Consider the following 24707-nt stretch of genomic DNA (forward strand, 5'->3'; position numbering starts at 1 on the left):
AAGGTGTAATAATTTATATACAGCTGAATTGTTCCAAGCGGAGTTATATATGCCGGATGAAAGTAGTCAACGTGAAAGCCTCGAAATTGAAACGCTATCCCGGCGTATCACAGAATTAGAGAACTTATTAGAAAAACAGAAACTGCAAACGCTTGAGGCTACCTCTAGAATTACAGAATTGGAACACACAGAAAAGCGTGTCTTGAGATTAACCACCCTGTATAGCGCTTTAAGTTACACCAACCATGCCATTGTAAGAATAAAAGACCGCGACCAATTATTCCAAGAAATCTGCCGGGTTGCAGTGGATTACGGGGGTCTGAGAATGGCATGGATTGGCATTCCTAACCCTGTTACTAACCTATTCGCCAATGTAGCCTGTTACGGAGAAGGGCAAGATTACCTTAAAGGCGCCAAAATATCAACTAGCGCTGATGTACCGGAAGGAAAAGGTCCTTCTGGTACTGCCTTTCGGGAGAACCAACGTTATGTGTGCAACGATTTTTTTGCTGACCCAATTACTTTGCCTTGGCGAAATTCCGCAAAAAAAAATGGGTTTGCTTCCTCCGCCGCTTTTCCGTTTCTAGAGCAAGGGCATGTAGCCGGGTTAATAACCCTTTATTCAAGTGAGCCATATTATTTTGACCCGGAAATAATCAATTTACTGGAAGAAATGGCACATGATATTTCTTTTGCGCTGGATAATTTCCTACTGGAAAAACAACGTGCCATCGTTTTAGAGCAGTTATTCAGCAGTGAAGAACGTTTTCGAGCTATTTTCGAACAGGCGGCAGTCGGCATTATTCTGCTGAGTCTAGATGGACATTACCTGAAAGCAAACCCGCAAATATGTGAAATGCTTGGCTATACTGAAGAAGAATTTCTCCAACTTACCACCTACGACATTACGCACCCTGACGATGACAAAATCAATCGTGAAATGTTAAGAAAACTGCGAATCGGCGAGTTTCAGCAAAACTATCTTGAGAAACGGTACATCAAAAAAGACGGCTCGATAATCTGGGTGAGCCTGAATCCGGCACTGGTGCGAGATTCGGCAGGAAATCCGGCTTACTTTATAGGAGTAATAGTGGATATTACAAACCGCAAGCAAGCGGAAGAAGCGTTGCATCAAGTGGAAGAGCAATTTCGGCAAGCGCAAAAAATGGAAGCTATAGGTCGTTTAGCCGGTGGAGTAGCGCACGATTTTAACAACCTGCTGACCGCCATAATAGGTCATACTGATTTGGCGCTTGAGGAACTACATCCGAACAACGCGGTCAGGTCTGAAGTAGAAGGGATTCGTAAAGTAGCAGAATCCGCCACCAGTCTGACCCGACAATTGCTGACTCTAAGCCGTCATAAGATTATTGAACCTCGACCACTGGATTTGAGCAAGGAGGTAGCGGAAATCGAAAAAATGCTTCTCCGTCTGATTGGCGAGAACATCAAACTCAACGCTAAACTTGAAGATAACCTTGGAACGGTATTAGCCGACTCAAACCAAATTGAACAGATAATTATGAATCTGGTAGTAAATTCCCGCGATGCTATGCCAAACGGTGGAAGCGTGACTCTCGAAACCGCTCAGGTGGAATTAGATGAAAAGTATTGCCAAACACATGCTGAAGTTATTCCCGGTTCTTACGTTATGCTGGCAGTAAGCGACACCGGACAAGGTATTAGCAATGAAATAAAATCAAAAATTTTTGAGCCTTTCTTTACTACCAAAGACAAGGGGCAAGGTACTGGGCTGGGTTTATCTACAGTGTATAGCATTGTTAAACAGAATGGAGGGCATATTACACTAGAAACAAGCCTTGGGCAAGGCACTACTTTTAGAATATATCTGCCAGTTTCAAATGAGAAAATCGTTGTCTTAACCCAAGAAAAAACCGCAGTCATTACTAATACAAAAGGGGCTGAAACAATACTACTGGTAGAAGATGATAATACCATTAGAAAACTGGCTAATCGGATTTTGTGCAAAAAGGGCTATAATGTGCTGGAGGCTTCAAATCCGCAAGAAGCATTAGTAATAGCAAAAGATTACAAAGCGCCGATTCAACTGTTAATAACCGATATGTTAATGCCAGAAATGAACGGGTGGGAATTCAGCCAGCTTTTGCTAAAAGACAGACCAAATATTAAGGTGCTTTATACGTCAGGTTACACTCAAACCACCATCTTTAAAGAGCAACCGCATGACATCGAAATTAACTTTCTCGAAAAACCCTATAACATCCAAAGCTTAAGCGAAAAGATAAGGCAAATTCTAGATAAAAAATAAACCTGCTCGTTCCGTTCGACACAGGCTCATAGGCTCTTGAATTTATCACTTACCAAATATCTATGCTATAATGCGCCAGATATAGTAACTAATCTCATAATGGGGTTTTCTTGCTATTAGGGTTCTAGTAGCTATTTTAAGGATTCAGCTTTCTTAATATTTTAACGGTTTATAGCAATGTCTGACCAATCGGACTCGGTTTCTCCCAAGCCTTCCAAGCCAAACCCTGCGCGTGAGGTAGAAGTAGGGCATGAGATACGCCTACGGAAACCACACCCTTGCGGTAGTTACGACTGGAGGGTGGTACGAGTAGGCGCGGATATCGGTATGCGCTGTCTTGGCTGTGACCGCAAGGTGTTGTTACCGCGCAGCGAATTTGAGCGACGTTTCAAGGCATTTATAAACCGTCAGGTCTGATACTGAGGTAAGATGGCGATTAGTCCACGCAAAGATGAACACAATCCGGCGGGACATGCGGAAAAAAATCATATAAATGAGGTTGATAAAGAATTCGCTTTAGCTTACGATTACTCTGAAGTTGAAGCCTCGAAAGAGGAGGCGCGTAAGCTTGAACCGGAGGGGGCAGACAATATCTCGGTCTGGCGAAATCGCTACTTTATGTACCTGTGGATTGCACAAGCCCTCTCCCAGACCGCACAACACACCCTGAATATTTCCCTGATAGTGTACGTAGGTAAACTCACCAAAGACTCGCCCACCCAAACTTCTATTGTTACCGCCTGTTTCTTGCTACCGGGTGTTTTCTTCAGCGCAATTGCCGGAGTATTCGTGGACTGGTTCCGCAAGCGCACTACTCTGCTTGCTACGAACATCACTCGCGCGTTGCTGGTTCCATGGCTCTTTTTCATGACCACCCTGCCTTTGGGGTTGGCGTTACCTATCATTTATTTGATAACCATTATCTTTTCGACCATCAGCCAGTTTTTTAATCCGGCTGAGGCAGCCGCGATTCCGCTATTGGTCAAGCATAACCAGCTTACCAAAGCCAATTCGCTTTTCCAGATAACCCTTTTCGCCACGCTCTTTCTTGGTACTTCGCTGCTAGGACCACTCCTGCCCGATTTAATCGGTCCCGACAAGGTTTTTCTAGTAATAGGAACTCTGTATTTCATTTGCATATGGCTGGTATGGGCGTTGCCAAAAAACGAGCAAGTCCACAGGCGACCGGGTGATAAAACCATCTGGCAGACCGTCAAGGATATATTTCATGGGGTGTACGAGGCGTGGCAATTCATCCGCAAAGATACCCAGATATGGTTGGCGATAGTTTACCTATCTACCGTACAAACCGCCCTGTTTACCATGACCGCAATCGGTATCCCCTTTGTAGGAGAGAAGGGTCTAAAGCAATCGAGCAACAGCATAATTTTTGTACTTGCCCCACTTGCAATCGGGCTTGGCATCGCGGTTGTGCTGGTTAACCGTGTTGTAACCCCTACTAATCGTCTGAATGCGCTAAAATATGCCTGTGGCGCTCTGGGCATCATTCTGGCAGGGGTCGGCTTTGTAAAGCCTATTGCCGACCTGTGGGTGTTGATAACTGCACCGGGTGTACCGCTCGGTGGTCCGGGGCTTGTTCTGCTGCTGGTATCATTATCAATACCTTTTGGCTTCACCATCGGTCTATTGAATATACCCGCGCTAACGATTCTACAGGAACGCTCTCCTAAAGAACTGGTTGGGCGCGTGTTCGCGGCTTATTTTACCTTTGCCAATGCCGTCTCAATTATACCGATTCTCTTTGCTGGCGCGTTGGGCGATATTTTTGGCGCGGTTCTGGGCAATGGCAACGGCATTGTGCCGGTGTTCTTCCTCTTCGGCTCTTGCGTAGCGCTGGTGGCAATTTACGGACACAGACGCGCGAAGGTATAGACTTGCGGCGATACCTGAAATTTCTCCCTTTGCTGCTAGTTCCGATATTGGCGTTAGAGATATTTCTATTACTGAGCGAATCGAACGAACCTCAACGCCCTCCCTTGAAATCCCTCATTATAAGTATTGAAAGCTTCAATTCGGCTATTCCCCGTGCGCGACTCAACCCGCAACGTGGCATCCATGCGCCGGTAGGTTTTCGCTGGACAGATACAGACCGTAGCGCTTTCCAATCTTTCCGTGATATAAACGGACTGAATCGCCCACCCGGTATGGCACTGGCGCTTAGCGCAGACCTCGAAGCCGCCGGGAATAGCGCCGGAGTAAGCATGGAGCGAGATTTACTGGCATTTCAAAAGCAAGGCAGCGAAATTTACCTTCGTATGTATCCGCAACGTTTTCCCGGCGGTCTGACCGAGCCATTCGGCGGCGAAAGGAATACTATCAGCGGAGAGCCTGAAGATGCAGTAGAAGATATAATAAATGTGCTTAAGGGGCAACAGGCGCGGCTAGGTACACATTTTACCCGCATGATTCCGGGCAACGAGCCTAACCTCGAATGGAGCAATGGCACATATTACCAAAACGTGCTACCGTGGCAAAGCAACGATGACCCCACAAAATACGATGCCATCACTCGCTTTTACTTGCAACTGTACAATGCTTGGGAACAACGCTTGAAAGAGCCGGATGCTGAGCCGTTTCGGGATGTACAACTATACTTCCCGCCGTTGGGGCAGGATGGGCATCCCGATTATTTTGGCGGCTTCTATTTTTACGACAATGGAAAGCCTGCCGGAAACAAGTATGAGAAGCTACGCCCGGCAATTGAACGCTTTCGTGGCTTTAGCTGGCATAATTACTGGCGACCGGGACACGCATGGGAGGATCGCGCTATTGTGCATTTCCCCGATTGGCTGAAACAAGCGATTGTGTCAGGCGCGTTGCCCGCCGTTATCACCGAAAGCGGTTGGACACCCGGCGCTATGACTCCTGTCCTTACCGAAGAACAGCAACAGCTTTATCAGTTATGGCGGGGACCAATCTGGAGTTGGCTCGGACCAATCCCAGTACCTTCGCCCACACAAGACGATATAATTGACGGAGTGCGCTTTGAACAAGAGGTGCGCTACTTTATCGAGCAGTGTTCGGGCGCAGCGTATGACATACCGGGTGCGGCACATGCGGTAGCGGTGTGGTTGGCAGCGTCTAACGGCTATTTTCAGGAAGCAGTTGGAATAGAACGGAATGGACAGGTGCGGCGGTGGTTCACCGATTATATGGCTTGGCGCAAGTAAGTCATATAAATAAGCAGGGCGCATTCGGCGAAAATAAAAGAGAAGGCAGCGCTGAATACCAAATTACCTGCCTAAAGCGCAGGAGTCTTCGCTACTTTGACATATTGCTGAGTATAAACATTATCCCCGTTGTAATGTATTGGCAACTGTCGTAGGAGCTTTCACCGGAGTAGTAGTTACTACCTGAGCCAGCAGAGGCGTAGTAGTAGCCACCCCAGCAGTTATGGTAGGGTTATTACTTTCTAGATTCTGTTGGGCAATCATTTTTTCTCTCTCAACTTGAGCTTGCGCTAGTTTACTGCTAATAAGCGCAAGGCTCATTGCCAGATCCAAGGGGTGATTTTTGATTGCCGTTTCTAAATAAACAATATGGTCTAGCAGAGCTTGGCTGCGATTATCTAGAGTCTTGGTAACAGATGAAGTAGTAGAGTCCAAAACAAGCTTGGTAGGCGATTGTAACATCGGTGACATAAGTATTATCAAGGCAGCCAGCGCCAACGCCGCAGCCCAAATTAAACCTGCGGCTATCGTAAGAATCTTACGCCTCTTAGATGTAATAATACCCTGTACAAGCTCGCTCAAATAATAGTAGGAACGCCATTTCTTGAGCTTTCGAGTATTAATTTGCTTGAGATTTTCGCCGTCTTGCATAAAAAGTTGAGGAGGCGTATCAGGATATAGAGCATCTACTAGAATAACCGCTTTTCGAGGAATAGAGGATTTGGTGAAAAAGCTAAAACTCACATGCGTATCATACACACGAGTAATATCAACATAGTGGTCGGAAGCGATTTGCCGCAATTGATGATACTCTTGGTGAAATCGCCCTTTTTCAATTAATTCCTGGCACCAGTCCGTCACTTCGCTATCTTTAAGCATAGTACCTCAGTCAAGCAGTCTAATGCAGCCCGAGTGAAGGGAAGCATATTATGAGCAGACGACCTACACCGCAAATATTGCGGGGAATTCCAACTTTACACTTACACTTGCCGCAATTGTAAGAGCTAAGGATATTTTACATGTATATAAAATAACACCCTTGTATTAATTTTCTACTTTAAATACCTCGATTTTTGATTACAAATTTGTATATCTGCAATTTATTTGCTCACGCCGATTTTATTTCTGATGGGATAAATTCTGCCATATGATTTTTGCACCACTAAATTGAATATTATGATGTTTCAGAAGTTTCAGAAACACAAATGTTAAGCTAACTAGAATTCCAAACATGGCGGAAAGTATCTTATAGTCACTTAAATTGAAGTGTGCAAAACTTTGTGGGATTTTTACTTAATTGATGAGTAAGTAAGCGTATTTGCTGCGGATTACCTACCTCTAAGACATGCCTCTCATAACCTAGCTTTTTGGCAACCCGTTTCTCAAGGGAGTGCGATTCACTAGCACAAGTTAGGTCAGGGCGCGAGGGCGTTGGCAGAATATTTAAGACTTCGCGCCAGCATAACTGACCCTCTTCAAAGTAAAAATGTTGCACCCAAGCCTGTTTTAAAGTTTCTATCGCTTCAAGCGCTCGTAGCGTTTCTCCTGCTAGGGCAGTTTCAGCATAAATCGCTTGAAGTAGCTTGATACCATCGGTTCCTACCGTTTCGATGTAGATTTTGCGGGCTTCTTCGGTTTTGGGAACATGGTATTCTTCAATCTGAGGAAAGTAACGCTCGAACCATTCGAGAGTCAAGTGCTGACGCAGCCAAGCAGGGGCGATTACAGCAAGAGCATGAATAGCGGCACGCAACATTTCAACAACCCTTTCGGTTCGATTGAGAGAGCGTAGCGTTGTCAGTACATAGGCAGAGTCAGTGTGCTGTTTATCCCGGCTTATTAACAACCTGCACTGCTTGAGTCGCTCCAATACCAGTTCAAATAAACGTTTTTCAGGATTACCTTCGAGTAAGCGAGTGCGAAATTCGGACAGAACATGAGAATCGAAACCGCTGTCGGTAAGTTCCAGCCCTAAAACGTATTTCCAGTCAATTCTTCCACGCACCATCTCAGCAGTTTGGCGATCGGTCAGATTTTCAATAAATTGCATTATCGTAATCAAAACCAACCGCCAAGACGCAAAAACGTGTCGCCTCGGAGGTGGAAACAAATTAGCAAAGTCCTGTTCTGAGTAAATACAGCCAAGTTCATTGCGAATTCGAATATAAAGATTGCCTTCAGGAAAAGCTAACTTAGTAACCTGATCAGTCAATTCCGGGATTGTGCTAATAGGCTGGGCTAGAAATGACAAATAATGCCTCCTATTGTGAAGTAATTAGAAATAGCCTGTTCTCTAATTGTAAACTAGCTATCTAGAAAGTCGTTCCTACTCAAGGCAGTCAACAAAAGCGCTGTTGCTAATTATCAGGTTCTAATTCGGTTATAATTGAAAATCCGGAATCGATTATGAGCTGTAAGCTTTCTTTGTATATATCAAAACTCCTCAGAGGGTCAAAAGAAGCGGGTATTTTATCGATTTATAATAAAATTAATTGGGCTTTTTGTTTTATTCATAATAAAAAACAATAACCACTCGGTATGTCTATACTTTGGGGAAGGTTCTCGATTAGGTAGGAAGGCTAATTTTCAGAGCAGCCAATACCCCGTGACAACGTGAAATAGTGCCAACAGCAAGCCGGGCAACCGGATGCTCGGTAGTAAGGGAAAGAGCCAATGCTACCGCACGCTCTCGCGCATCAAACAACTGGCGAGCAGGAGTTGTGCCGATGCCATGCGAAAAGTGGTGGCAGGTGAAGGTCACTACTGCCTCAAAAGGGGACGGGTTGGAAGCAAAGTTATCAGAAACAGGCAAGCTTTGCGACTGGCTATTGGGTTTATTTGCGGTGCTCAGGCGTTGGGCAGCGGTGAAAGAAGGTACAGGCAATTTTCCGTTCGCCACTCGACGTACATCTTCTTCCAAATCCCAATCGCGCACATCCTTAAGGGCGGGACATTTGCGCGGCTCGATACAAGCGGTAGGGCATTTCCAACCAGCGCGGCTGATATAGCGATTTCCCTTTTGGGGGTCGAAATATTCATAGGGAAGCATGGTACGCTCTTCAAAACCAATGCGCTCTATGACAATTCCACTATGACCGAGTTCCAGCAAGCGTTTAGTAGCGGCAAATTGCAGCCAATCGAACAGTAAATGCGGCGCGAAGGGGGCAGGTACTATTTGAACCGAGTCGGCGTGGGTTGCAAAATTGTAATTTTGGGTTTCGGCAAAGAATTTTTGCAAATATTCCTGCCAATCGCTCTGCACAAACTCAAATTGAGGCGCGTTTCCAAACTTTTCCAACGCGGGCGGGTGGGCATTGCGATCTACAATTATAAGCCGAGTATCGGCGGGTAGCTTGCCATTGAGAATAGCCTTGTAAAGCTGCGCACTATGGTAGATGCCGTAACAACCACCCCCGATTACGATTAGTTTCATTTAGAGTTTGCTTCCCATATCTGCTGGTGGTTCTATGCCGAGATATTCGCGATAAATTCTCTCTAGAATAAATCCTGATTTCCGTTCCCGCTTGCAGCCGATGAAAGTTTTACTACATCAACCCAACGAATAGCGCCAGTTGTAGGGTCACAAAATTCTTTGCCAAATTGTAAGGTGAAAAGGTTGATAATCTTGGCATACTCTTCCAAAAATTTTTCGTTTTTTTCTTTAGCTTGGTGTCCAAGTGGCTCAACAATATCAATATACAAAGCCGGGTTGCCGGAAATGAACTTCCAGAAGCGTTGCCCACAAAGTTTATAAAATACCAACTCACTAACAACTTCTTTGTTAATCTTGATTTTGGCGTTTTTCTTTGGTTTTTGGTCTTTACCATAGCAACAACCATTGACCGGTATGACAAGCAAGCCCGGTGTTTTCTCGGTTAGAACTTTGATAAGATGTTCAAAATTGAGATACATTCGATTCTGTTGGTCGCTGTTACCCCAATTTGAGCTAGATTTGATAGAGACTATGTAATGAACACCATCCTTATCAAATTCCAAATCCATACCCGTATTGGTAGATTTCCAGCCTCCATAAACTTTGCTGTTTATGAAAATTGCGAGCCGTTCCAGAAATTCCCCAAAGTTGGTTTCTTCTTGAGAGATAAGAAAAGCATCCAAAACATATTTGACCAAATCACCAGCAACATTCAAGTTTTTAGCTCTAAACAAATAAGGGTTCTTCCTGCCGAGAACCGCAACCAACGATAATTTTTTCAGGTCTTCTAATTGTTTGTCGTGGAAAATGCTGATGTTGTTTTCAACAAATGCAGCGATTTCATCATAAGTAATTGAACCTGTCATATTAGTAATTAACCAAACAACTTTTGTTCTTTTTCACCATCCGACTCATCGGCTAAGTTATCCTCGTCTAAGAAGAACAGAGTCGGTTGGATAGTAGGTACAGGAAACTTGGTACTTTTCAAACGTTGGTTAGCAATTTCAACATATTCGCTTTTTACTTCCATGCCTACATAAGAACGACAAAGTTGTACAGCAGCAATCGCAGAAGTACCTGAGCCAAGAAAGGGGTCTAACACCACATCTCCCGGTTGTGTAAACAGCTTAATAAACCAACTTGGCAATTCAAGCGGAAAGACTGCGCTATGGCTCTTGTTTCCGCATTCAGTAGCTAAATGTAAAACATTGTCAGGATAAGCCATCTCACGGTCAACCCATTTAGAAATATTCTTGCCAAACCCGCTTCCAACCTTAGAATTATCGCGTATTTTGTCGGTTTCACTGAGCTTTTTCAAACGACTTTGCGCCCAATCTCCCATCGGTACTCGAACAGCATCCTGATACATTTTAAAGTGCTTCGATTTTGTGAAATGCAAACAGCGTTCCCACCCATCCCGAAAGCGATTTGGCCATTTGCCCGGATAACTGTTCTTTTTGTGCCACATATATTCTTCAGTCCAGAGCCAACCTTGCTTGCGAAGCGCGATTATCAGTTCCAGAACATAGGTGTGACGTTCGCCATCAACTACCCGCTCTTTGATATTCAGGATAAATGAACCTTCAGGCTTCAAGACACGCTTTAATTGTGCAGCAATGGGCAGAAACCAATCAACATAGTTATCAGGATGTATGCCACCATAGGTATTGCTACGTTGGTCGGCATAAGGAGGGGAAGTGACAATCAAATCAATGCTGTTATCGGGGAGAGTAGGAAGCAGATTTAAAGAGTCTCCCTGAAAGATTTTATTTTGCCAATCTGCGCTACTAGTCATTTAAATTATACGCCTTATTTTGAGTGTATTTCTTTTGAGGTGAGCTTGAAACCCGCTTATATTATAACATAGGTTCTAGTTTTGAGAGGTAGTAAGCGGCGCATGCGCTGAAATATCCCTAAGCGATTACCCGCCGATGCCGCCGCGATAACGGCGCATGCGTTGCCAGATTAGATACATAGGGCGATTGTAAACCAAGTCATATGCGCCGGGATAGCGCACTACCTCGCCTCCGAAGCCGAGCTTGAAGCGATACACGCCCCACAACCCATCGCGCACATTCTTTTGCTCAAGTTCTTCGCGCTCATCGCTGTCTTCACCGATATTTTCGGGGATACCCCAGAAATCGTACCAGAGTGCGCCTTGTTGCTGCGCCCATTGGATGGCTCTCCATTGCAATAAGTAGGTTGGCATTTCACGGCGATGCTCGTTACTGCTTGCTCCGTAGAAATATGCCGATTCTGCTCCGAAAACGAATACCATAACTCCAGCAACGATTTCGCCCCCAAACTCCGCCAGCCACAAAGCGCCCTTCCCGCCCTCCGGTGAGGCTTCTTGGAAAATGCGCCACGCATCACGGTAATAATTGGCGGAGTGAATGCCGAAGCTATCGCGCTGCCCGGTAGCTTCCATCAACCGATAGAAAGCCTCAAAGTCGGCAGGGTTGGAGAGGTCGGCGAGGCGACAAGTTACGCCCCTGCGCTCTGCCAAACGAATATTGTAGCGAGTCTTGGGCTTCATGCGCTCTAGCAATTGGGCGGGTGTTTGCAAGAGGTCAAGGCGAATAGTAGCAGCAGGTTGCACCGATTCAGAAGAAGGGCGAAAGCTTAATTCGGTAGTAAGGTATTTATCCAGCGTAACATTATCAAAAAGATTAGGTTCGATTTTGAGGTAAATAGCACGACGGCGGCGAGCGGCTTTTCGCAACAATTCCAGCAGCACATTCACAAGGCGCTTGTCCGACCAATCCACCACAGGACCTCTAGGAATGTAGGCAACCGAGAGTCCAGCCATTTGGCGAAACAAAATTTGCGCCCCTGCCAGAATACGCTCGCTACCCTGTTCGGTGATAGCCACCCGTAGAGGTTGCCATTGGTGCAATTTCTTGAACTCGCCCCAAGCATAGCATTGCAGCAAATGCCCGGCAGGATGAGTCGCCACAAATTCATCCCAAAGGTGGCGCTGTGTCGAATCTACCAGATAAAGGTTTTGTAATTGGGCTTCTTTAAGCATCTAGTTTCGGTAATCGTTAGAGCCAAGCACCGCGCCGGGATGGGCAGCCATTACACTACCGCCGCAACCGCCGTTTCTGAAAATATCCGGGATGCTAGAAATTTCGGTAAAGCGATCTACCAAAGTGATTATTTCATTTGAAGTGCTGATACCGAAACTGATAACCTCGAAGCGAATCCCTTTATCCTGTATAGCTTTGACCAGACGCGCAAAATCGCCATCCCCGCTGACTAGCACCACAATATCGAGATTTTGAGCCATGAGCATCATATCCACCGCTATCTCAATATCGAGATTAGCTTTGATACGCCCGGTATCGTACTTATGGATGTCTTTGCAGACTACTTTATAGCCGTTGGAAGCGAGAAAATCTATGAACTTGCGTTGGCTGTTGTTTTCAGGGTCAATTCCGGTGTAGGCGATTGAGCGAATAAGGGTGCGCCCTCTGCTGGCAAATTCCAGCAAGCGGCAATAATTTACTTCCACGCCGGCGCTTTTGGCGCTATAAAATAGATTGGATACGTCCACGAAAACGCCCACATTTGCAGACATACTACTTACTCCCTTTAATGTAACCGATTTTAATGTAATGTTATCTTAATGAAATTTGCGCCGAAATTTGTTTTTATAAACGCCCCGCCGGGTAATGATTGCCCGAATGGGACGTGTCCTAGATATTTCCTAATTTGAAAAGTGACGGCTAAGCGTCCGATTCCATCTGTTCCCTGATAACCTCGCCCAGAATACGCATTCCTTGCTCAATCTGGTCGAGTTTCACAAAGCTAAAAGCCAAGCGGAGAGTGTTAATACCCTTGCCGCTGGCAAAGCAAGCCGTTCCCGGTAAATAATTTACCCCTGCTTTTACAGCATTGCTCAACATTTTAACAGTATCTATCCCTTCTGGCAATTCTACCCAGATAAAGAAACCGCCATGAGGTTTGTTCCAGTGTGCGCCATCGGGCATATAACGTTCTAGCCCTGCCAACATACGGTCGCGTTTGCGGCGATAGAGGTCGGAAAGCTCGTTGGTGTGGCGTTGCAATCGCCCGTTCTCGGCAAATTTGGCGGCGATATATCCGGCAAAGGGGTTTGTACCGCCTTCATCCTTCAAACCAGCAGCGAGATTTACCAGATTGGCAGAACCGCCAAGCCAACCCAAGCGCATGCCCGCCGCAAGAGTCTTGGAGAAAGTTCCGCAATGCAGCACGATACCCTTATCATCCAACGCCCACAACCAAGGGGGCGTTTCGCCCTCGAACAACAAGCCGTGATAGGCATCATCTTCCAATACCAATACCTGATGCCGTTCCGCTACTTCAAGCAAATGCTTACGCCGTTCGAGGCTCATGGTAACGCCGGTTGGATTCTGGAAGGTTGGGATGGTGTAGATAAATTTAACGGTTTTGCCCTGTGCGTGTAAGTCGGTAAGGGTTTTATCCAGCGCGTCAATATCCATGCCGTTCTCGTCCAGTGACACTTCGGCGATTTCCGCTTCAGCTTTGCGGAAGGTACTGACTGCGCCAAGAAAGGTGGGGGCTTCCACCACTATATAATCGCCTTTGTCTATCATCAAGCGACACACCAGACTGAGCGCTTGTCCAGACCCGGCAGTTACCAGTAAATTATGGGTAGATAATTCTATCCCTTGTTCTTTGCGAATATAGTCAATCAGAAATTCGCTGAGAGGCTCAGGACTGTTGTATTGGAGCGCAGAAGCCGCCTGATTTTGCATTACCCAGTTGGTAGCTTCAGCAATCTCCTTAGCAGGAAAGCTTTCCTCAGCAGGCAAACCAAAGGTAAAGGCGATAATATCACGGGCAGCTACCGGAGGCGCACCAACTTTTAGCTGCGAGGCGCGATGCGCCAGCAAGGATGAGGCGAAAGGGGCTTGTTTAATTGTCGTATCGGTCACGCAAGAGACCTCCTCATTTTTTAATATGGGTATAAAATTTATTTTGCTTTATTATGCAAACGAGGCAGCCAGAGTACAACCGTCTTTTCGCCTATCCTTCAAAATTTGTAGCTGGCGTAATAAAAGTAAAGCCCGACCCGGTTATAGGTGTCACACCGGGTCAGGATTGGGGATACAGCTACAAAGAAGCCGTCAGCTTGCGCGATAACGCATCGCCCATTCTGCCAACGCCTCACGGCTGATACGAGTCACGTTATGGTTCATAACCGTAGCCTTGAGTTCGCCGCGATACACCGCTTGCTGTATCAGGTCGGAGTCGGTTAACAGCACCGCGGCTGCTTCTTTCAGGCTGTAGCTTTCCTGAGCCTTGAGGCGGTCGTAGGTGCGATGAACTACTAGCGGATCATTTGCCTGAGCTTGTTGTGACTCTTTAACATAATGCTCAATGATTGCCGCCACCGAAGAAAGAGACAACCCAACAGTGTTAATCACGAGGTGATAATTATCTGGGTCGAGCCAATCAGCCTCAAAATACTGGCGTATGTACTGAGAGCGCATTCCATCTTCACGAGCAATCTCCTGAGCGGCAATATCTTTATCAATGTGGTGCAAGAAGGCGATGCGCTCGATTCTATCCTGCAAAGGCGCATGAAGGTGAATGTTGGTCACACCTTGCCAGCCTTTGAGTATAAAGTTTGCCCCCCTCCCCATAATAACCACATGCCCCGCAGTAGCGGCTTCTTTTATCAGCCGCTCTACCAGTACATGATAGCCGCTCAGAATTTTCATTCGCTTATCTTCTTCAACCCTTGCAAGGTTTTCGAGAATAGGCTTTTCTTCTTTAACCAGTCCGAATACATCTCGATCTGGCGCTAGAGCTTTACTGAGCGATATATCAGGTTTAACGATAAGTTGCCGCAACTCTTTCATACGAGGCAAGATTTTTTCATCGAACTCGGCTAAATCTTCTTCGGGGATTTGGAGATGTGTGGCAGCAGTTTTAATAGCGTGGCTGTCCACATACGAAAGCTTTAAGGTTTTTGCTAACTCTTGGGCAATCGCCCTTCCACCGCTACCTTCTTCATGGGAAATGGTGATAACCATTCGGGTCACTGTCATAGTGATGCCTCCCTTCTACAATTGGTCGTTCCACCTTTGATTCTAGTGTACAACTGTTAGGGCAAGGTATCAAGACCCCGGAGAAAGTCGCGTGAAAGGAGCGAAGGGCAGGTTTCTCAAGAAGGCAAACCCGAAGGCGGTAGCGATTAATGCTTTCTGCCAAAGCGGGTCAAGTTTTAAGTCGCGTTCGAGACTGCCTTTTTCGAGGGACTGGTGGAGATAACGGTAAGTCAGCAGAGTCAGGACAGGAGAACTTAATACCAGCAGGGCATTCATTTTTAGGGCTGATTTGAAATTGCAATGTAGTAACTGATGGGCGGCGCGGGTTGAACCACAAGCAGGGCAATATAATCCGGTCAGCATGTTGAAGGGGCAACGGGGGTAAAAATGCGATTTAGAAGGGTCAGCAAAATACAGTACAGGTAAACCAACTGAGACAACACCCGTTGCCACTGCCAGCTTTACTTTCTCTTTTTCTATCAATCGCTCAAGTTTTTGAAAAAAGCCAAACTGCATATTATTTTAGATTTATCGGTTCAGGGGATTTAAACAAGGGGTATAAACCCCTTGTCTTTTATTTTAGACTCATTTCTACTGTTTTGAGTGAAAGTTCGACTAAAACTATCAATGATAGAGTTAGTTAGTTTACCCGTAGCGGCAAACCGTTGACATCGGGCAGCTTCTTAGTAGCAATCAGAATAATATCTATTATTGACCAGATACCACAACCACCAAGAGTTACCAACTTCGCAATACCTAAGCCAGTGTAACCCAGATAGAAGCGGTCAACGCCAAGACCACCTAAGAATATACTCAGGATTAAAGCGGTCATCCATTCCTTGTCGGAAACAGGCCCGTTGTACAGAGGCGCACCGGGATAATAACCCGGAGGTGGCGGAGGCGCACCGTAGCCCGGAGGAGGAGCACCGTAACCCGGAGGGGGAGCGCCGTAACCCGGAGGGGGAGCTCCATAACCCGGAGGTGGTTGATTGCCCGGAGGTGGTTGGTTAGGATTTTCCCAAGGGTTAGGATTCTGTGGATTGCTCATTTAGGGTCTTCCTCTCAATCGCTAAATATAAATACCAACACTTAGAACAATAAAAGTAAGTTATTCACAAAAACGCGAATAAGTAATTTCTAAAACAATTATAGGTTAGGTTCAACTCAATGGCAATATCCCTGAAGATAGCTTATTCAAATCAATTCCCCGATTTTAAAGCTAACTTCAATATGATTAGAACTAAATCGCCTAATATTATTTGTATTTATGGCTTTGCAATAGGGTATTTTAACATCGTCACATGTTCTAAAAAATTGACTTCTAGCCTCAAAAGGCCTATAATAGATAGGTTGACAATAGTAGTTCTCAAGGCAATATGGAGATAACCCCCGAATGGAAATTGGAAACGTTCGCCCGATAAACATCGAAGATGAGATGCGTACCGCCTATCTTGATTATGCCATGAGCGTAATCGTACAACGCGCCCTGCCGGATGTGCGCGATGGGCTTAAGCCGGTGCATCGGCGCATCTTGCACTCAATGAACGAAAACGGGATTCGTTCCACTACACCTTACAAGAAATGCGCCCGTATTGTCGGTGATGTGTTAGGTAAATACCATCCACACGGACAAGACGCGGTGTACGAAACGCTGGTGCGCTTCGGGCAGGACTTCAGCATGCGCTACATGCTCATTGATGGTCAGGGTAACTTTGGTTCGGTGGATGGTGACCCGCCCGCCGCAATGCGCTATACCGAAGCCCGCATGGCAGGTATTGCCGATGAGCTATTGCAGGATATTGATAAAGATACGGTCGAGTTTCAGCCAAACTATGACGGTCTAGAACTTGAACCGAAAGTGCTGCCCGCCAAACTGCCCAACTTGCTGCTAAACGGAGTGCAGGGTATCGCCGTTGGTATGGCAACCAATATCCCACCGCACAACCTAAACGAGCTTGCCGATGCAATAATTTACCTAGTTGATAACCCGGAAGCTAACACCGAAGAACTCTCAGAACGATTAGTGGGACCCGATTTCCCCACGGGCGGCATCATACTCGGAAAAGCTGGAATCCGGGAAGCCTACGCCACCGGACGCGGCAGAATGATTATTCGCGCCAAAGCCCACGTAGAAGAAAATAAAGGGCGTTTCAGCATAATTGTGACCGAACTGCCCTATATGTGCAACAAACGCACCCTCCAAGAGCGTATCGCGGAATTAGTCAAAGACGGCAAAATTGACGGCATCTCGGACATGAACGATGAGAGCGATCGCAACGGTATTCGCCTAGTAGTTGACCTAAAGCGCGATGCACAGCCTCAGAAAATAATGAATCAGCTTTTCAAATATACTCAGCTTCAAACCAGTTTTAGCATCAATATGCTGGCGTTGGTTGAAAACGGGATGGTTCCAAGAGTGCTGCCGTTAAGACGTATCCTGCAATCCTACATCGAGTGGCGGCAGGAAGTAATTACCCGGCGCACCCGCTATGACCTGAACAAAGCGCAACAACGCGCCCATATCCTCGAAGGTTTGCTGAAAGCGATTGCCAATATTGATAAGGTAATCCAGACCATCCGCGAATCCAAAAACCGCGATGCCGCCAAAACCGGACTGATTGAAACTTTTCAGTTAAGCCCGGAGCAAGCACAAGCAATTTTGGATATGCAACTCGGTAGGTTGGCAGCGTTGGAACGACAGAGAATTGAGGACGAATTCAATGAACTGCAAAAGACCATTGCCAGTTTGCAAGACCTCCTCGACCATCCCCAGAAAATTCTGGAGATAATTAAAAAAGACCTGCAATTTCTCAAGGAAAAATATGGAGACGTGCGCCGCACCCTTATTATCGAGGATGCCGTTGGCGACCTCTCGGTGGAAGACTTAATACCGGACGAGGTGGTTCTAGTTTCGATTACCAACAAAGGCTATGTCAAACGCTTGCCACACGATACCTACAAAACCCAACGGCGAGGAGGCAAGGGCGTTAACGGCATGACTACCCGTGAGCAGGATGTGGTGCAACATACCATCATCTGCAATACGATGGATAGCCTACTTTTCTTTACCAATAAAGGGCGCGTTTTCCAGCTTAAAGTCCATGAAGTGCCGGATGCCGGGCGCACCGCTAAAGGCTTGCCGCTCATCAACCTCATCGCGATAGACCAGAATGAGCAGGTAACTTCGGTTATCGCCATCAACAATTTTGAGAAAGCCAAGTACCTTGTTATGGCTACGCGACAGGGCAAAATTAAGCGCACCAACTTGAGAGAGTTCTCAAGCGTGCGGAGCAACGGTCTTATCGCGATTCGCCTAGAGGAAAAAGACGAGCTTGGTTTCGTTTGGATTAGCAATGGGTTGGGCGAGGTTATATTGACTACCGCCGAAGGTAAAGCTATCCGGTTTAAGGAAGAAGAAGTACGTCCTATCGGACGCGATGCAATGGGCGTAAACGCAATCAAGTTGGTAAACGAAGGCGATTACGTGGTGGGGATGGATTTGGTTGATTTGGAAGCCGATTTGCTAATTATCACCGCACTTGGCTTTGGCAAACGCACTCCGATGGATGAATTTCCGGTGCATGGGCGCTACGGTCAGGGTGTTATCGCTATGCGCCTGACTCCCAAAACCGGACTAATCGTAGCAACCCGCGTTGTAAGCGAAAGCGATGATGTGATGCTAATGACTACCAGCGGCATGCTAGTACGCATTCCGGTACGCGAAATATCTCGGCAGGGTCGCGCTGCACAAGGTGTTACCGTAATGAGCTTAGGCAAAGCAGGAGATTCTATCGCTTCGGTCGCGGTAGTTACCGAAGAAAGAACCCGCTTCCGTCAGGATGAGAACATGAATGAATTGAAAAGCGGCAATGGCAACGGACTCCAGTTATTGGACGGTGAGGTTAATCCCGATGAACCGGAGAATGATAGCGACAACGGTCATGAGAATTAAAATCTGATAAATAATAAAAAGACCCTTGCTAATATCGGAAGGGTCTTTTTTCATATTTTAATTTTAAAAGCTGTGTCAGCAAATAATTAAATTGACAGCCATGAGCTAAGCTAATATTATAACAATAACTTCAAAGTCAGTTTATGCTTATCGAACGGGTAAGCTAAAATAAATACTCGTTTAACAAGGCAAGGCATTTAATCAAAGGCAAATGTCACAAAATATAATTATTACAGGCATCGCCGGATTTGTCGGTAGCCATCTGGCAGACCTGATACTAGGGCAACCGGGCAATTACACCATTCATGGAATCGTAATTTCAGACCCAAACACGCAGGCGCAACCGAATTTGGCGCATCTTGACGGCAACGAACGACTCAAGCTGTATGCGCTGGATATGTCCGAGATGGAAGCGTTGTCGAAACTCGTTACGGAACTACGCCCGGATTATATTTTTCATTTGGCAGCACGAAGCCATATTGCGCCTAGTTTTGCCAACCCCGCCGAAACCCTGCAAAATAACCTGACCTCCACCCTTAACTTGTTCGAGATAGCCAAGCGACTCAAACAACAGAGCGGCTACAATCCAGCAATCCTGAATACAGGTTCGGGCGACCAATACGGCTTTATTTTACCCGAAGAATTGCCCGTGCAGGAAAATCAGCCATTCAGACCGGGAAGCCCTTATGCGGTTAGTAAAATTACACAGGAGATGCTAGGCTACCAATACTGGCGCAGTTTCGGCTTGCGTATATTTAATACCCGCGCCTTTAATCAGCTTGGTCCTCGCCAGAACCCGGAACTGGCAACCGCCACTTTTGCCCACCAAATCGCGCTATTGGAACGCGCCCATCGTCATGGTCAGGCGGTAGCCCCCTTGCGGGTAGGAAATTTGGACAGTAGTCGGGATTATACTGATGTGCGCGACATGGTCAGGGGCTATTGGATGGCGTTGCATAGTAGCAAGTGCGAACCGGGTAAGCCATACAATATCTGTAGCGGGAAAGATTGGAAAATAAGCCATGTGTTACAGATGCTGTTGGAGCATGCCAATTGCCCGATAAAAGTGGAAAATGACCCTGCCCGTATGCGTCCTAGCGATGTCCCGGAAGTACGCGGAGACTCTAGCCGTTTTAGGGAAGCGACAGGCTGGCAGCCGCAAATTCCTTTGGAACAAAGTATCGAGGATTTGCTAAATTACTGGCGAAACGAGGTCAAGGATTAAGCTATGCCCGAACTACCCGAAGTAGAAACAACTGTACGCGATTTACAGCGGGTACTGCCCGGCAAAATCATTCGCGGGGTAACTTTCGCAGATTGGGAGCGGATGGTGCAAACTCATCCGGTGGCAGAGCTGAGCCAACTTATAGCAGGCGAGAAGATTATTGAGGTGAGCCGCCGCGCCAAGTATGTGCTGGTAGCTCTTACCAATTCAAAGCATCTGGTCTTTCACCGCAAGATGACCGGAAATCTATTCTACCGAGCAAGTAATGACCCTACCGATCGCTACACTCGCTTTATCATCGCCTTCGAGGATAGTACAGAATTGCGCTTTGCCGATTTGCGTAAATTCGGTAGGATTTATTTATTTACCAGCGATGAAGAATTAAGCCAATACCTTGCCCATCTAGGTCCTGAGCCACTAACGGATAGTTTTACCGAAGAACTATTCGAGAGCTTGCTGGTTAAACGCAAAGGCATGCTGAAACCGCTGCTGTTAAACCAAAGCGTGCTGGTAGGGCTTGGCAATATCTACGTAAACGAGGCATTATGGGTCAGCCGCCTTCACCCGCAACGCCGCGCCGAAAGCCTAACCGCCGAAGACCGCCAGCGGCTTTACCACGCTATTCGCGAAGTGTTGGCAAAAGCGGTGGAAAATCGGGGTACAACCCTCAGCGATTACCTTGACGGGGAAGGGCAGCGCGGACGCAATCAGGATTTATTATTCGTGCATGCGCGGGAAGGGGAAGCTTGCCCCAACTGTGAGCAGCCAATCAGCTATATTTTTGTGGGGCAGCGCGGCACTTACCTGTGTCTTAATTGTCAGCCAACCCCCACGGGCGTGGTAATGCAACTTCCAAACAAACAACGCCCTCACCGAAACACCCATCCCACGCCTTAACACAGCATATCCAAATAATTCTCTTTTCCGAAATTTAAGTTACTTTTTTTTATGCTATCATAGAATAGTACAAAGTTTAAATTGGACTTTGACATTTCTTATACAAGAATTTTAAGCCCAGCCATAAATTTCAACATAGCAGGGACGGAAGGAAGTAAAACAGTGGAGCGGGATGAATTTATATCCCAAGTTCTTTCTACTATAGATGAAGCAGAAGTAATGACTATCTTCTTCCCAAATCTGTCTAAAGCTTTAGTAGTAGATACACGGGCGGGATTGAGTTACAAACCTCTGGTTCGGGTTATGAACCAAGTAAACTCGATGGAAGAGCGTATGGGCATACTTGAGAAATTGCGCCCTAATCTAGGTCGAGTGCGTAGTATTGCTGGTATTCCTTGGACAAAATCTATCCGTTCTTTACAAGAAAATGAAATTATGAGTAGGCTCGAAAAAAGGCTACAACTTTCAGGTTTACAGCCTTTTGATTCGAAACAGATTTGTCAGGAAGCTTTCAATAAACTAAAAGAAATAGAGCGCAATCAATGGGCAACCCTTATTAAAGGGCAAAGTGGGTTGTACAAAACCATTTGGGAGACTCCCAACCTTTAATAACTTTTGGATGAATTTACCCTGCCAACCCTTCTGTTTTCATCGCTTATTGCGGCATCCTTTCAGGGATGTCGCATTTTTTTTGCCCGAATCAAATAAACAAAAAGACGGCTGTTAGCCGCCATATAATCATAATTTTTGAATTGTAGTTACTCGTTAGGGCTTTCCAGCAAGAACCGCGCTTCTTCCTCATCGGGTATTTGAGGCATACGCACTTGCCCCTTGAATATCGCGCCTTCTTCCAAAAAAACCTTTGGGCAATCAATATCACCCAGCACACCGCCCACGTTAAGCACTTCCACGCGCTCCAACGCCTCGATATTACCTTTTATGCGACCAGCTACTAGCACATTGCGGGCTTTAATATCACCCATTATTTTACCAGTGGGACCGATAATAACATTTGCGGCAGTTTCGATATGCCCCTCGAAAAACCCGTCAATACGTATTGAACCTTCGGCTTTTAGCTCACCTTTGAGACTGGCAGTGGAACCAATCGAGGTTTCGATATGCTCATCCGGCTTGATATTGCTACCTTGCGGAACGGTAAGCTCATTCCCATTGCGCGATTGATTACCACCAAACATCCTAGCCATTGTGTTAAATTGACTCCTTCACTAACGAAAAAAGGTTCGCGAAAAAATCGCTTGACAGCATAATAACAGAAATGGTTCTATAACTGCAAATTTTTTAATCTAGCGGCGAATCAAGGTTGGCACAAGGGTAGCCGGATCAACCGGCATACCATTGTGATGAACTTCGTAATGGATGTGAGGACCGGTGCTGGCACCAGTATTGCCCGACAAGGCAAGAATATCGCCCCGCCGCACGGTTTGCCCCAACTGCACCAGTATTTTGGAATTATGCGCGTATCTGGTAAGCCAGCCACCCGCATGGGTTACTTCGACCATATTGCCATATCCGGGGTCGTAGCCTATGTAGGTTACAATGCCTGATTTAGTCACCTGAACCGGAGTGCCTTCGCTGGCGTTAATATCTAGCCCATAGTGAAATTCTCTGACACCGGAGCGGAAAGGACTCATGCGCCAACCGTAGAGGCTGGTAAGTTGCCCATACCAAGGCAATACATCAGGGGCAGCATCGGTATCGCCCAACTTACTTAACTGCGCCAAACTGGCGGAAGCCGAATTAAGGTTGGCGCGTTGCTGTGACAGGTCTTGCCTGTAATTATTCAAAGTGAGGGTGTAATCGGTCAGGCTTTGCTTGCGATTTTGCAGAAGCTGACTGAACGAATCGAGTTTGCCCAACAAGCCGTTAAACTGGTCAAGGTATTGCTGTCCCTGTGCAGGGTCAAGATAGCCGCCATTAACCCGAATGGGAGGAATATATTGGAAACTATCGCTGCCTTGCGGGCGAACTGTAGAAGGCACTAAAGGTATCTGGCTACTGCTCGACAAACCCAACAAGTCTTGCAATTGACGCGCCACCGTTTTGAGGCTATTAATGCTATCGCCCAAATCCTGAAGCTGTCCTTCAAGCTGACCAATTTCAATCAGCCGTTTTTGATTTTCTTCCTGCAAATCATTCATGCGGCGTTCCTGCAAATCAATTACGCGCTGGCGTTGCTGCTCACGCACCGATGCGCTATTTTGCCACGCAAGGCTGTCACCGCTGGTTGTAATTGTGCCGGATACTATAGAGAAAATGCCAAAAGCCGCACCTAACAGTATGGTCAGAAGAATTAACAGAAATAGGGTGCCTGTTATTCTGCCAAGACGTAGGCGCAAAGGCGGTTTATCGGGGGAAGTGGCAATCGAAATGGAAAACCAATCGCGGCGATGGGTATGAGGTGGTGTGGAAGTAGGGGTCAACGGGACACGTCGCGAACCTCGCCGTACTTCTTCTTCCCCAATCATCACTTCCGGGCGCGGTGCAGGCGGATTAGCGCGTACCAGTTCGATGGCACGCCCATTGGAAGGCTTATTACGGCTGAGTGATGCGGTTTGATTTTCTGGTACTTTATTTTTTGAAGTCTCCGACACAATTTACTCCCACAATAGCAAGTGAATAGCCCCGCCTACTTCACATAAATAGAATATAGGGGATAAAGCCGGTACTGTCAATATGCAAAATACGGCTTATCTCGTGGTAGTTTAAATTGTCTGGTAAGACACTATTTACCCAACGACATTATTTTGCCCATATCCACTTCCATATACATAACGGTCAGAACCGCGTCATCCGGCTTGATGTTGTAATTTTCGGGACTAGTTGGAACGGCAGTGCCGGAGGAAACGGTAAACATTTTGTTATTGTCTTTGGAGTAAGCATATCCGTTAGTGTTAATTGCGCGGTTAGCTGTAGTAGAAGACCAGCCATTCTTTTTCAGTTCGGTGTCGTAATACTTCAGAGCGGCGTTAAGTTCGGAACGTTTGACTCGGTACACCTCAACCTGAACATTGTTAATAGCTCCATTGGTCATGCTGGTCAAAACCTTGATGCTGCCATCTAAAACATCACGGTCGTTGGATTTTAAATCAAGGCGGGTAGCGTTGCTATAAACCGGCAAACCCTGTGCGGCAAGGCGATCTCCTATAAAGAAGGTGAAAAGGATAACAAGCGCTATTCCTATCACCACCACCACTATAAAGATAAAAGCGGTGCTGAAAAGAAGATTTAGTTTCTGCTTTTTAGCAGGTTGCTCAGTCGAAGCCGAAATTGCCGGGGTAGCAGCAGCAGCAGTCTTCGGTTGCGCTTCTGGCGAGGGAGCAACGGGCGCGGCTTGCGCCACCTCCTCTGCGGTATTTGTGGCAACCGAGGCAGATACAAGCGAGTCCAACCAACTACGCGCACCTGCTAGGTTAGGATTAGAGGGTTCTACCTGTGCAACCCTGTCAAGCATGCTCTGTGAAAGTGTAAAGTTGGTGGAAGTGAAAGCCATCCACAACATAATATTGGCATCGTTTGGGTTTCGCTCCAAAAGAGTGGTTAACAAACTGAAGGCTTCCGTTTTACGACCAACTTGCGCGAGCGAAATTGCATCGTTAAATTGCTCAAGGTCTTGAGGGGACATGTTTCTAAACTCCGGTG

Annotated in this window: 23 protein-coding genes; 9 read left to right on the plus strand and 14 right to left on the minus strand. The window is 46.4% G+C overall.

The window, feature by feature from the left end; all coding sequences use genetic code 11:
* Positions 1-49: 49 nt before the first annotated feature.
* The 4 genes from WCK19_RS03415 (at position 50) to WCK19_RS03430 (ending at position 5481) form a co-directional block, all read left to right on the plus strand.
* On the plus strand, positions 50-2290 hold the full coding sequence (locus tag WCK19_RS03415; protein ID WP_342395955.1) for a PAS domain S-box protein: 2241 nt from the start codon (positions 50-52) through the stop codon (positions 2288-2290).
* 177 nt (positions 2291-2467) lie between these two features.
* Complete coding sequence (locus tag WCK19_RS03420) at positions 2468-2707, plus strand: DUF951 domain-containing protein (RefSeq protein WP_342395956.1); 240 nt, start codon at positions 2468-2470, stop codon at positions 2705-2707.
* A gap of 12 nt (positions 2708-2719) precedes the next feature.
* A complete protein-coding gene (locus WCK19_RS03425) occupies positions 2720-4183 on the plus strand; it encodes an MFS transporter (RefSeq protein ID WP_342395957.1) in 1464 nt (487 codons plus the stop codon).
* Between the two features lie 2 nt (positions 4184-4185).
* On the plus strand, positions 4186-5481 hold the full coding sequence (locus tag WCK19_RS03430; RefSeq protein ID WP_342395958.1) for a hypothetical protein: 1296 nt from the start codon (positions 4186-4188) through the stop codon (positions 5479-5481).
* Between the two features lie 120 nt (positions 5482-5601).
* On the opposite strand, the gene WCK19_RS03435 is transcribed toward WCK19_RS03430, so the two are convergent.
* The 8 genes from WCK19_RS03435 to WCK19_RS03470 form a co-directional block, all read right to left on the minus strand.
* The gene (locus tag WCK19_RS03435; RefSeq protein WP_342395959.1) at positions 5602-6360 is read right to left on the minus strand and encodes a hypothetical protein; all 759 of its coding nucleotides are present in this window, start codon (positions 6358-6360) and stop codon (positions 5602-5604) included.
* A gap of 373 nt (positions 6361-6733) precedes the next feature.
* The gene (locus WCK19_RS03440) at positions 6734-7732 is read right to left on the minus strand and encodes a transposase (RefSeq protein ID WP_342395960.1); all 999 of its coding nucleotides are present in this window, start codon (positions 7730-7732) and stop codon (positions 6734-6736) included.
* Positions 7733-8047: 315 nt separating this feature from the next.
* Complete coding sequence (locus tag WCK19_RS03445) at positions 8048-8914, minus strand: hypothetical protein (RefSeq protein ID WP_342395961.1); 867 nt, start codon at positions 8912-8914, stop codon at positions 8048-8050.
* A 62-nt stretch (positions 8915-8976) separates the two neighbouring features.
* Entirely contained in the window at positions 8977-9780 is an 804-nt protein-coding gene (locus tag WCK19_RS03450; RefSeq protein WP_342395962.1) for a PmeII family type II restriction endonuclease, read from the minus strand.
* An 8-nt stretch (positions 9781-9788) separates the two neighbouring features.
* Positions 9789-10709 carry a site-specific DNA-methyltransferase gene (locus tag WCK19_RS03455; RefSeq protein ID WP_342395963.1) on the minus strand — a complete coding sequence of 307 codons (921 nt, stop codon included), beginning with the start codon at positions 10707-10709 and terminating at the stop codon, positions 9789-9791.
* A 126-nt stretch (positions 10710-10835) separates the two neighbouring features.
* Positions 10836-11942 carry a peptidoglycan bridge formation glycyltransferase FemA/FemB family protein gene (locus tag WCK19_RS03460; RefSeq protein ID WP_342395964.1) on the minus strand — a complete coding sequence of 369 codons (1107 nt, stop codon included), beginning with the start codon at positions 11940-11942 and terminating at the stop codon, positions 10836-10838.
* The gene (locus tag WCK19_RS03465; protein WP_342395965.1) at positions 11943-12494 is read right to left on the minus strand and encodes an NYN domain-containing protein; all 552 of its coding nucleotides are present in this window, start codon (positions 12492-12494) and stop codon (positions 11943-11945) included.
* A 148-nt stretch (positions 12495-12642) separates the two neighbouring features.
* A complete protein-coding gene (locus WCK19_RS03470; protein ID WP_342395966.1) occupies positions 12643-13854 on the minus strand; it encodes a PLP-dependent aminotransferase family protein in 1212 nt (403 codons plus the stop codon).
* Positions 13855-13907: 53 nt separating this feature from the next.
* On the opposite strand from WCK19_RS03470, the gene WCK19_RS03475 reads away from it, so the two are divergent.
* Complete coding sequence (locus tag WCK19_RS03475; protein ID WP_342395967.1) at positions 13908-14096, plus strand: hypothetical protein; 189 nt, start codon at positions 13908-13910, stop codon at positions 14094-14096.
* Here WCK19_RS03475 and WCK19_RS03480 read toward each other — a convergent pair.
* The 3 genes from WCK19_RS03480 to WCK19_RS03490 all read right to left on the minus strand — a co-directional run bounded on the left by WCK19_RS03480 (position 14047) and on the right by WCK19_RS03490 (position 16021).
* The gene (locus tag WCK19_RS03480; protein WP_342395968.1) at positions 14047-14973 is read right to left on the minus strand and encodes a cytidylate kinase-like family protein; all 927 of its coding nucleotides are present in this window, start codon (positions 14971-14973) and stop codon (positions 14047-14049) included. The two genes, WCK19_RS03475 and WCK19_RS03480, sit on opposite strands and share 50 nt — an antisense overlap.
* A gap of 69 nt (positions 14974-15042) precedes the next feature.
* Entirely contained in the window at positions 15043-15489 is a 447-nt protein-coding gene (locus WCK19_RS03485; RefSeq protein WP_342395969.1) for a DUF2752 domain-containing protein, read from the minus strand.
* A gap of 124 nt (positions 15490-15613) precedes the next feature.
* Complete coding sequence (locus WCK19_RS03490; RefSeq protein ID WP_342395970.1) at positions 15614-16021, minus strand: TM2 domain-containing protein; 408 nt, start codon at positions 16019-16021, stop codon at positions 15614-15616.
* 345 nt (positions 16022-16366) lie between these two features.
* Between WCK19_RS03490 and gyrA the strand changes: the two genes are divergently transcribed.
* The 4 genes from gyrA to WCK19_RS03510 all read left to right on the plus strand — a co-directional run bounded on the left by gyrA (position 16367) and on the right by WCK19_RS03510 (position 21656).
* Positions 16367-18925 (plus strand): DNA gyrase subunit A, encoded by a 2559-nt coding sequence (gyrA, locus tag WCK19_RS03495; protein ID WP_342395971.1) that lies wholly within the window; start codon positions 16367-16369, stop codon positions 18923-18925.
* A gap of 211 nt (positions 18926-19136) precedes the next feature.
* Entirely contained in the window at positions 19137-20150 is a 1014-nt protein-coding gene (locus WCK19_RS03500; protein WP_342395972.1) for a GDP-mannose 4,6-dehydratase, read from the plus strand.
* A gap of 3 nt (positions 20151-20153) precedes the next feature.
* Complete coding sequence (gene mutM, locus WCK19_RS03505; RefSeq protein ID WP_342395973.1) at positions 20154-21047, plus strand: bifunctional DNA-formamidopyrimidine glycosylase/DNA-(apurinic or apyrimidinic site) lyase; 894 nt, start codon at positions 20154-20156, stop codon at positions 21045-21047.
* Positions 21048-21209: 162 nt separating this feature from the next.
* Positions 21210-21656, plus strand: a complete 447-nt coding sequence (locus tag WCK19_RS03510; protein ID WP_342395974.1) for a hypothetical protein — start codon at positions 21210-21212, stop codon at positions 21654-21656.
* A 149-nt stretch (positions 21657-21805) separates the two neighbouring features.
* Here the strand turns inward: WCK19_RS03510 and WCK19_RS03515 are convergent, their stop codons facing one another.
* The 3 genes from WCK19_RS03515 to WCK19_RS03525 form a co-directional block, all read right to left on the minus strand.
* Entirely contained in the window at positions 21806-22252 is a 447-nt protein-coding gene (locus WCK19_RS03515) for a polymer-forming cytoskeletal protein (RefSeq protein WP_342395975.1), read from the minus strand.
* Between the two features lie 99 nt (positions 22253-22351).
* A complete protein-coding gene (locus WCK19_RS03520) occupies positions 22352-23659 on the minus strand; it encodes a peptidoglycan DD-metalloendopeptidase family protein (RefSeq protein ID WP_342395976.1) in 1308 nt (435 codons plus the stop codon).
* Between the two features lie 131 nt (positions 23660-23790).
* Complete coding sequence (locus tag WCK19_RS03525) at positions 23791-24690, minus strand: hypothetical protein (protein WP_342395977.1); 900 nt, start codon at positions 24688-24690, stop codon at positions 23791-23793.
* Positions 24691-24707: the final 17 nt, after the last annotated feature.

It is taken from the genome of Candidatus Chlorohelix sp. (assembly GCF_037138995.1).
Taxonomy (GTDB): Bacteria; Chloroflexota; Chloroflexia; order Chloroheliales; family Chloroheliaceae; genus Chlorohelix.

Bases quoted from the DNA above. Each gene is read 5' to 3' on its own strand.
- WCK19_RS03415 (WP_342395955.1), top strand. From the start codon at position 50: ATGCCGGATGAAAGTAGTCAACGTGAAAGCCTCGAAATTGAAACGCTA.
- WCK19_RS03420 (WP_342395956.1), top strand. From the start codon at position 2,468: ATGTCTGACCAATCGGACTCGGTTTCTCCCAAGCCTTCCAAGCCAAAC.
- WCK19_RS03425 (WP_342395957.1), top strand. From the start codon at position 2,720: ATGGCGATTAGTCCACGCAAAGATGAACACAATCCGGCGGGACATGCG.
- WCK19_RS03435 (WP_342395959.1), bottom strand. From the start codon at position 6,360: ATGCTTAAAGATAGCGAAGTGACGGACTGGTGCCAGGAATTAATTGAA.
- WCK19_RS03445 (WP_342395961.1), bottom strand. From the start codon at position 8,914: ATGAAACTAATCGTAATCGGGGGTGGTTGTTACGGCATCTACCATAGT.
- WCK19_RS03450 (WP_342395962.1), bottom strand. From the start codon at position 9,780: ATGACAGGTTCAATTACTTATGATGAAATCGCTGCATTTGTTGAAAAC.
- WCK19_RS03455 (WP_342395963.1), bottom strand. From the start codon at position 10,709: ATGACTAGTAGCGCAGATTGGCAAAATAAAATCTTTCAGGGAGACTCT.
- WCK19_RS03460 (WP_342395964.1), bottom strand. From the start codon at position 11,942: ATGCTTAAAGAAGCCCAATTACAAAACCTTTATCTGGTAGATTCGACA.
- WCK19_RS03465 (WP_342395965.1), bottom strand. From the start codon at position 12,494: ATGTCTGCAAATGTGGGCGTTTTCGTGGACGTATCCAATCTATTTTAT.
- WCK19_RS03475 (WP_342395967.1), top strand. From the start codon at position 13,908: ATGCAAACGAGGCAGCCAGAGTACAACCGTCTTTTCGCCTATCCTTCA.
- WCK19_RS03480 (WP_342395968.1), bottom strand. From the start codon at position 14,973: ATGACAGTGACCCGAATGGTTATCACCATTTCCCATGAAGAAGGTAGC.
- WCK19_RS03485 (WP_342395969.1), bottom strand. From the start codon at position 15,489: ATGCAGTTTGGCTTTTTTCAAAAACTTGAGCGATTGATAGAAAAAGAG.
- WCK19_RS03490 (WP_342395970.1), bottom strand. From the start codon at position 16,021: ATGAGCAATCCACAGAATCCTAACCCTTGGGAAAATCCTAACCAACCA.
- gyrA (WP_342395971.1), top strand. From the start codon at position 16,367: ATGGAAATTGGAAACGTTCGCCCGATAAACATCGAAGATGAGATGCGT.
- WCK19_RS03500 (WP_342395972.1), top strand. From the start codon at position 19,137: ATGTCACAAAATATAATTATTACAGGCATCGCCGGATTTGTCGGTAGC.
- mutM (WP_342395973.1), top strand. From the start codon at position 20,154: ATGCCCGAACTACCCGAAGTAGAAACAACTGTACGCGATTTACAGCGG.
- WCK19_RS03515 (WP_342395975.1), bottom strand. From the start codon at position 22,252: ATGGCTAGGATGTTTGGTGGTAATCAATCGCGCAATGGGAATGAGCTT.
- WCK19_RS03525 (WP_342395977.1), bottom strand. From the start codon at position 24,690: ATGTCCCCTCAAGACCTTGAGCAATTTAACGATGCAATTTCGCTCGCG.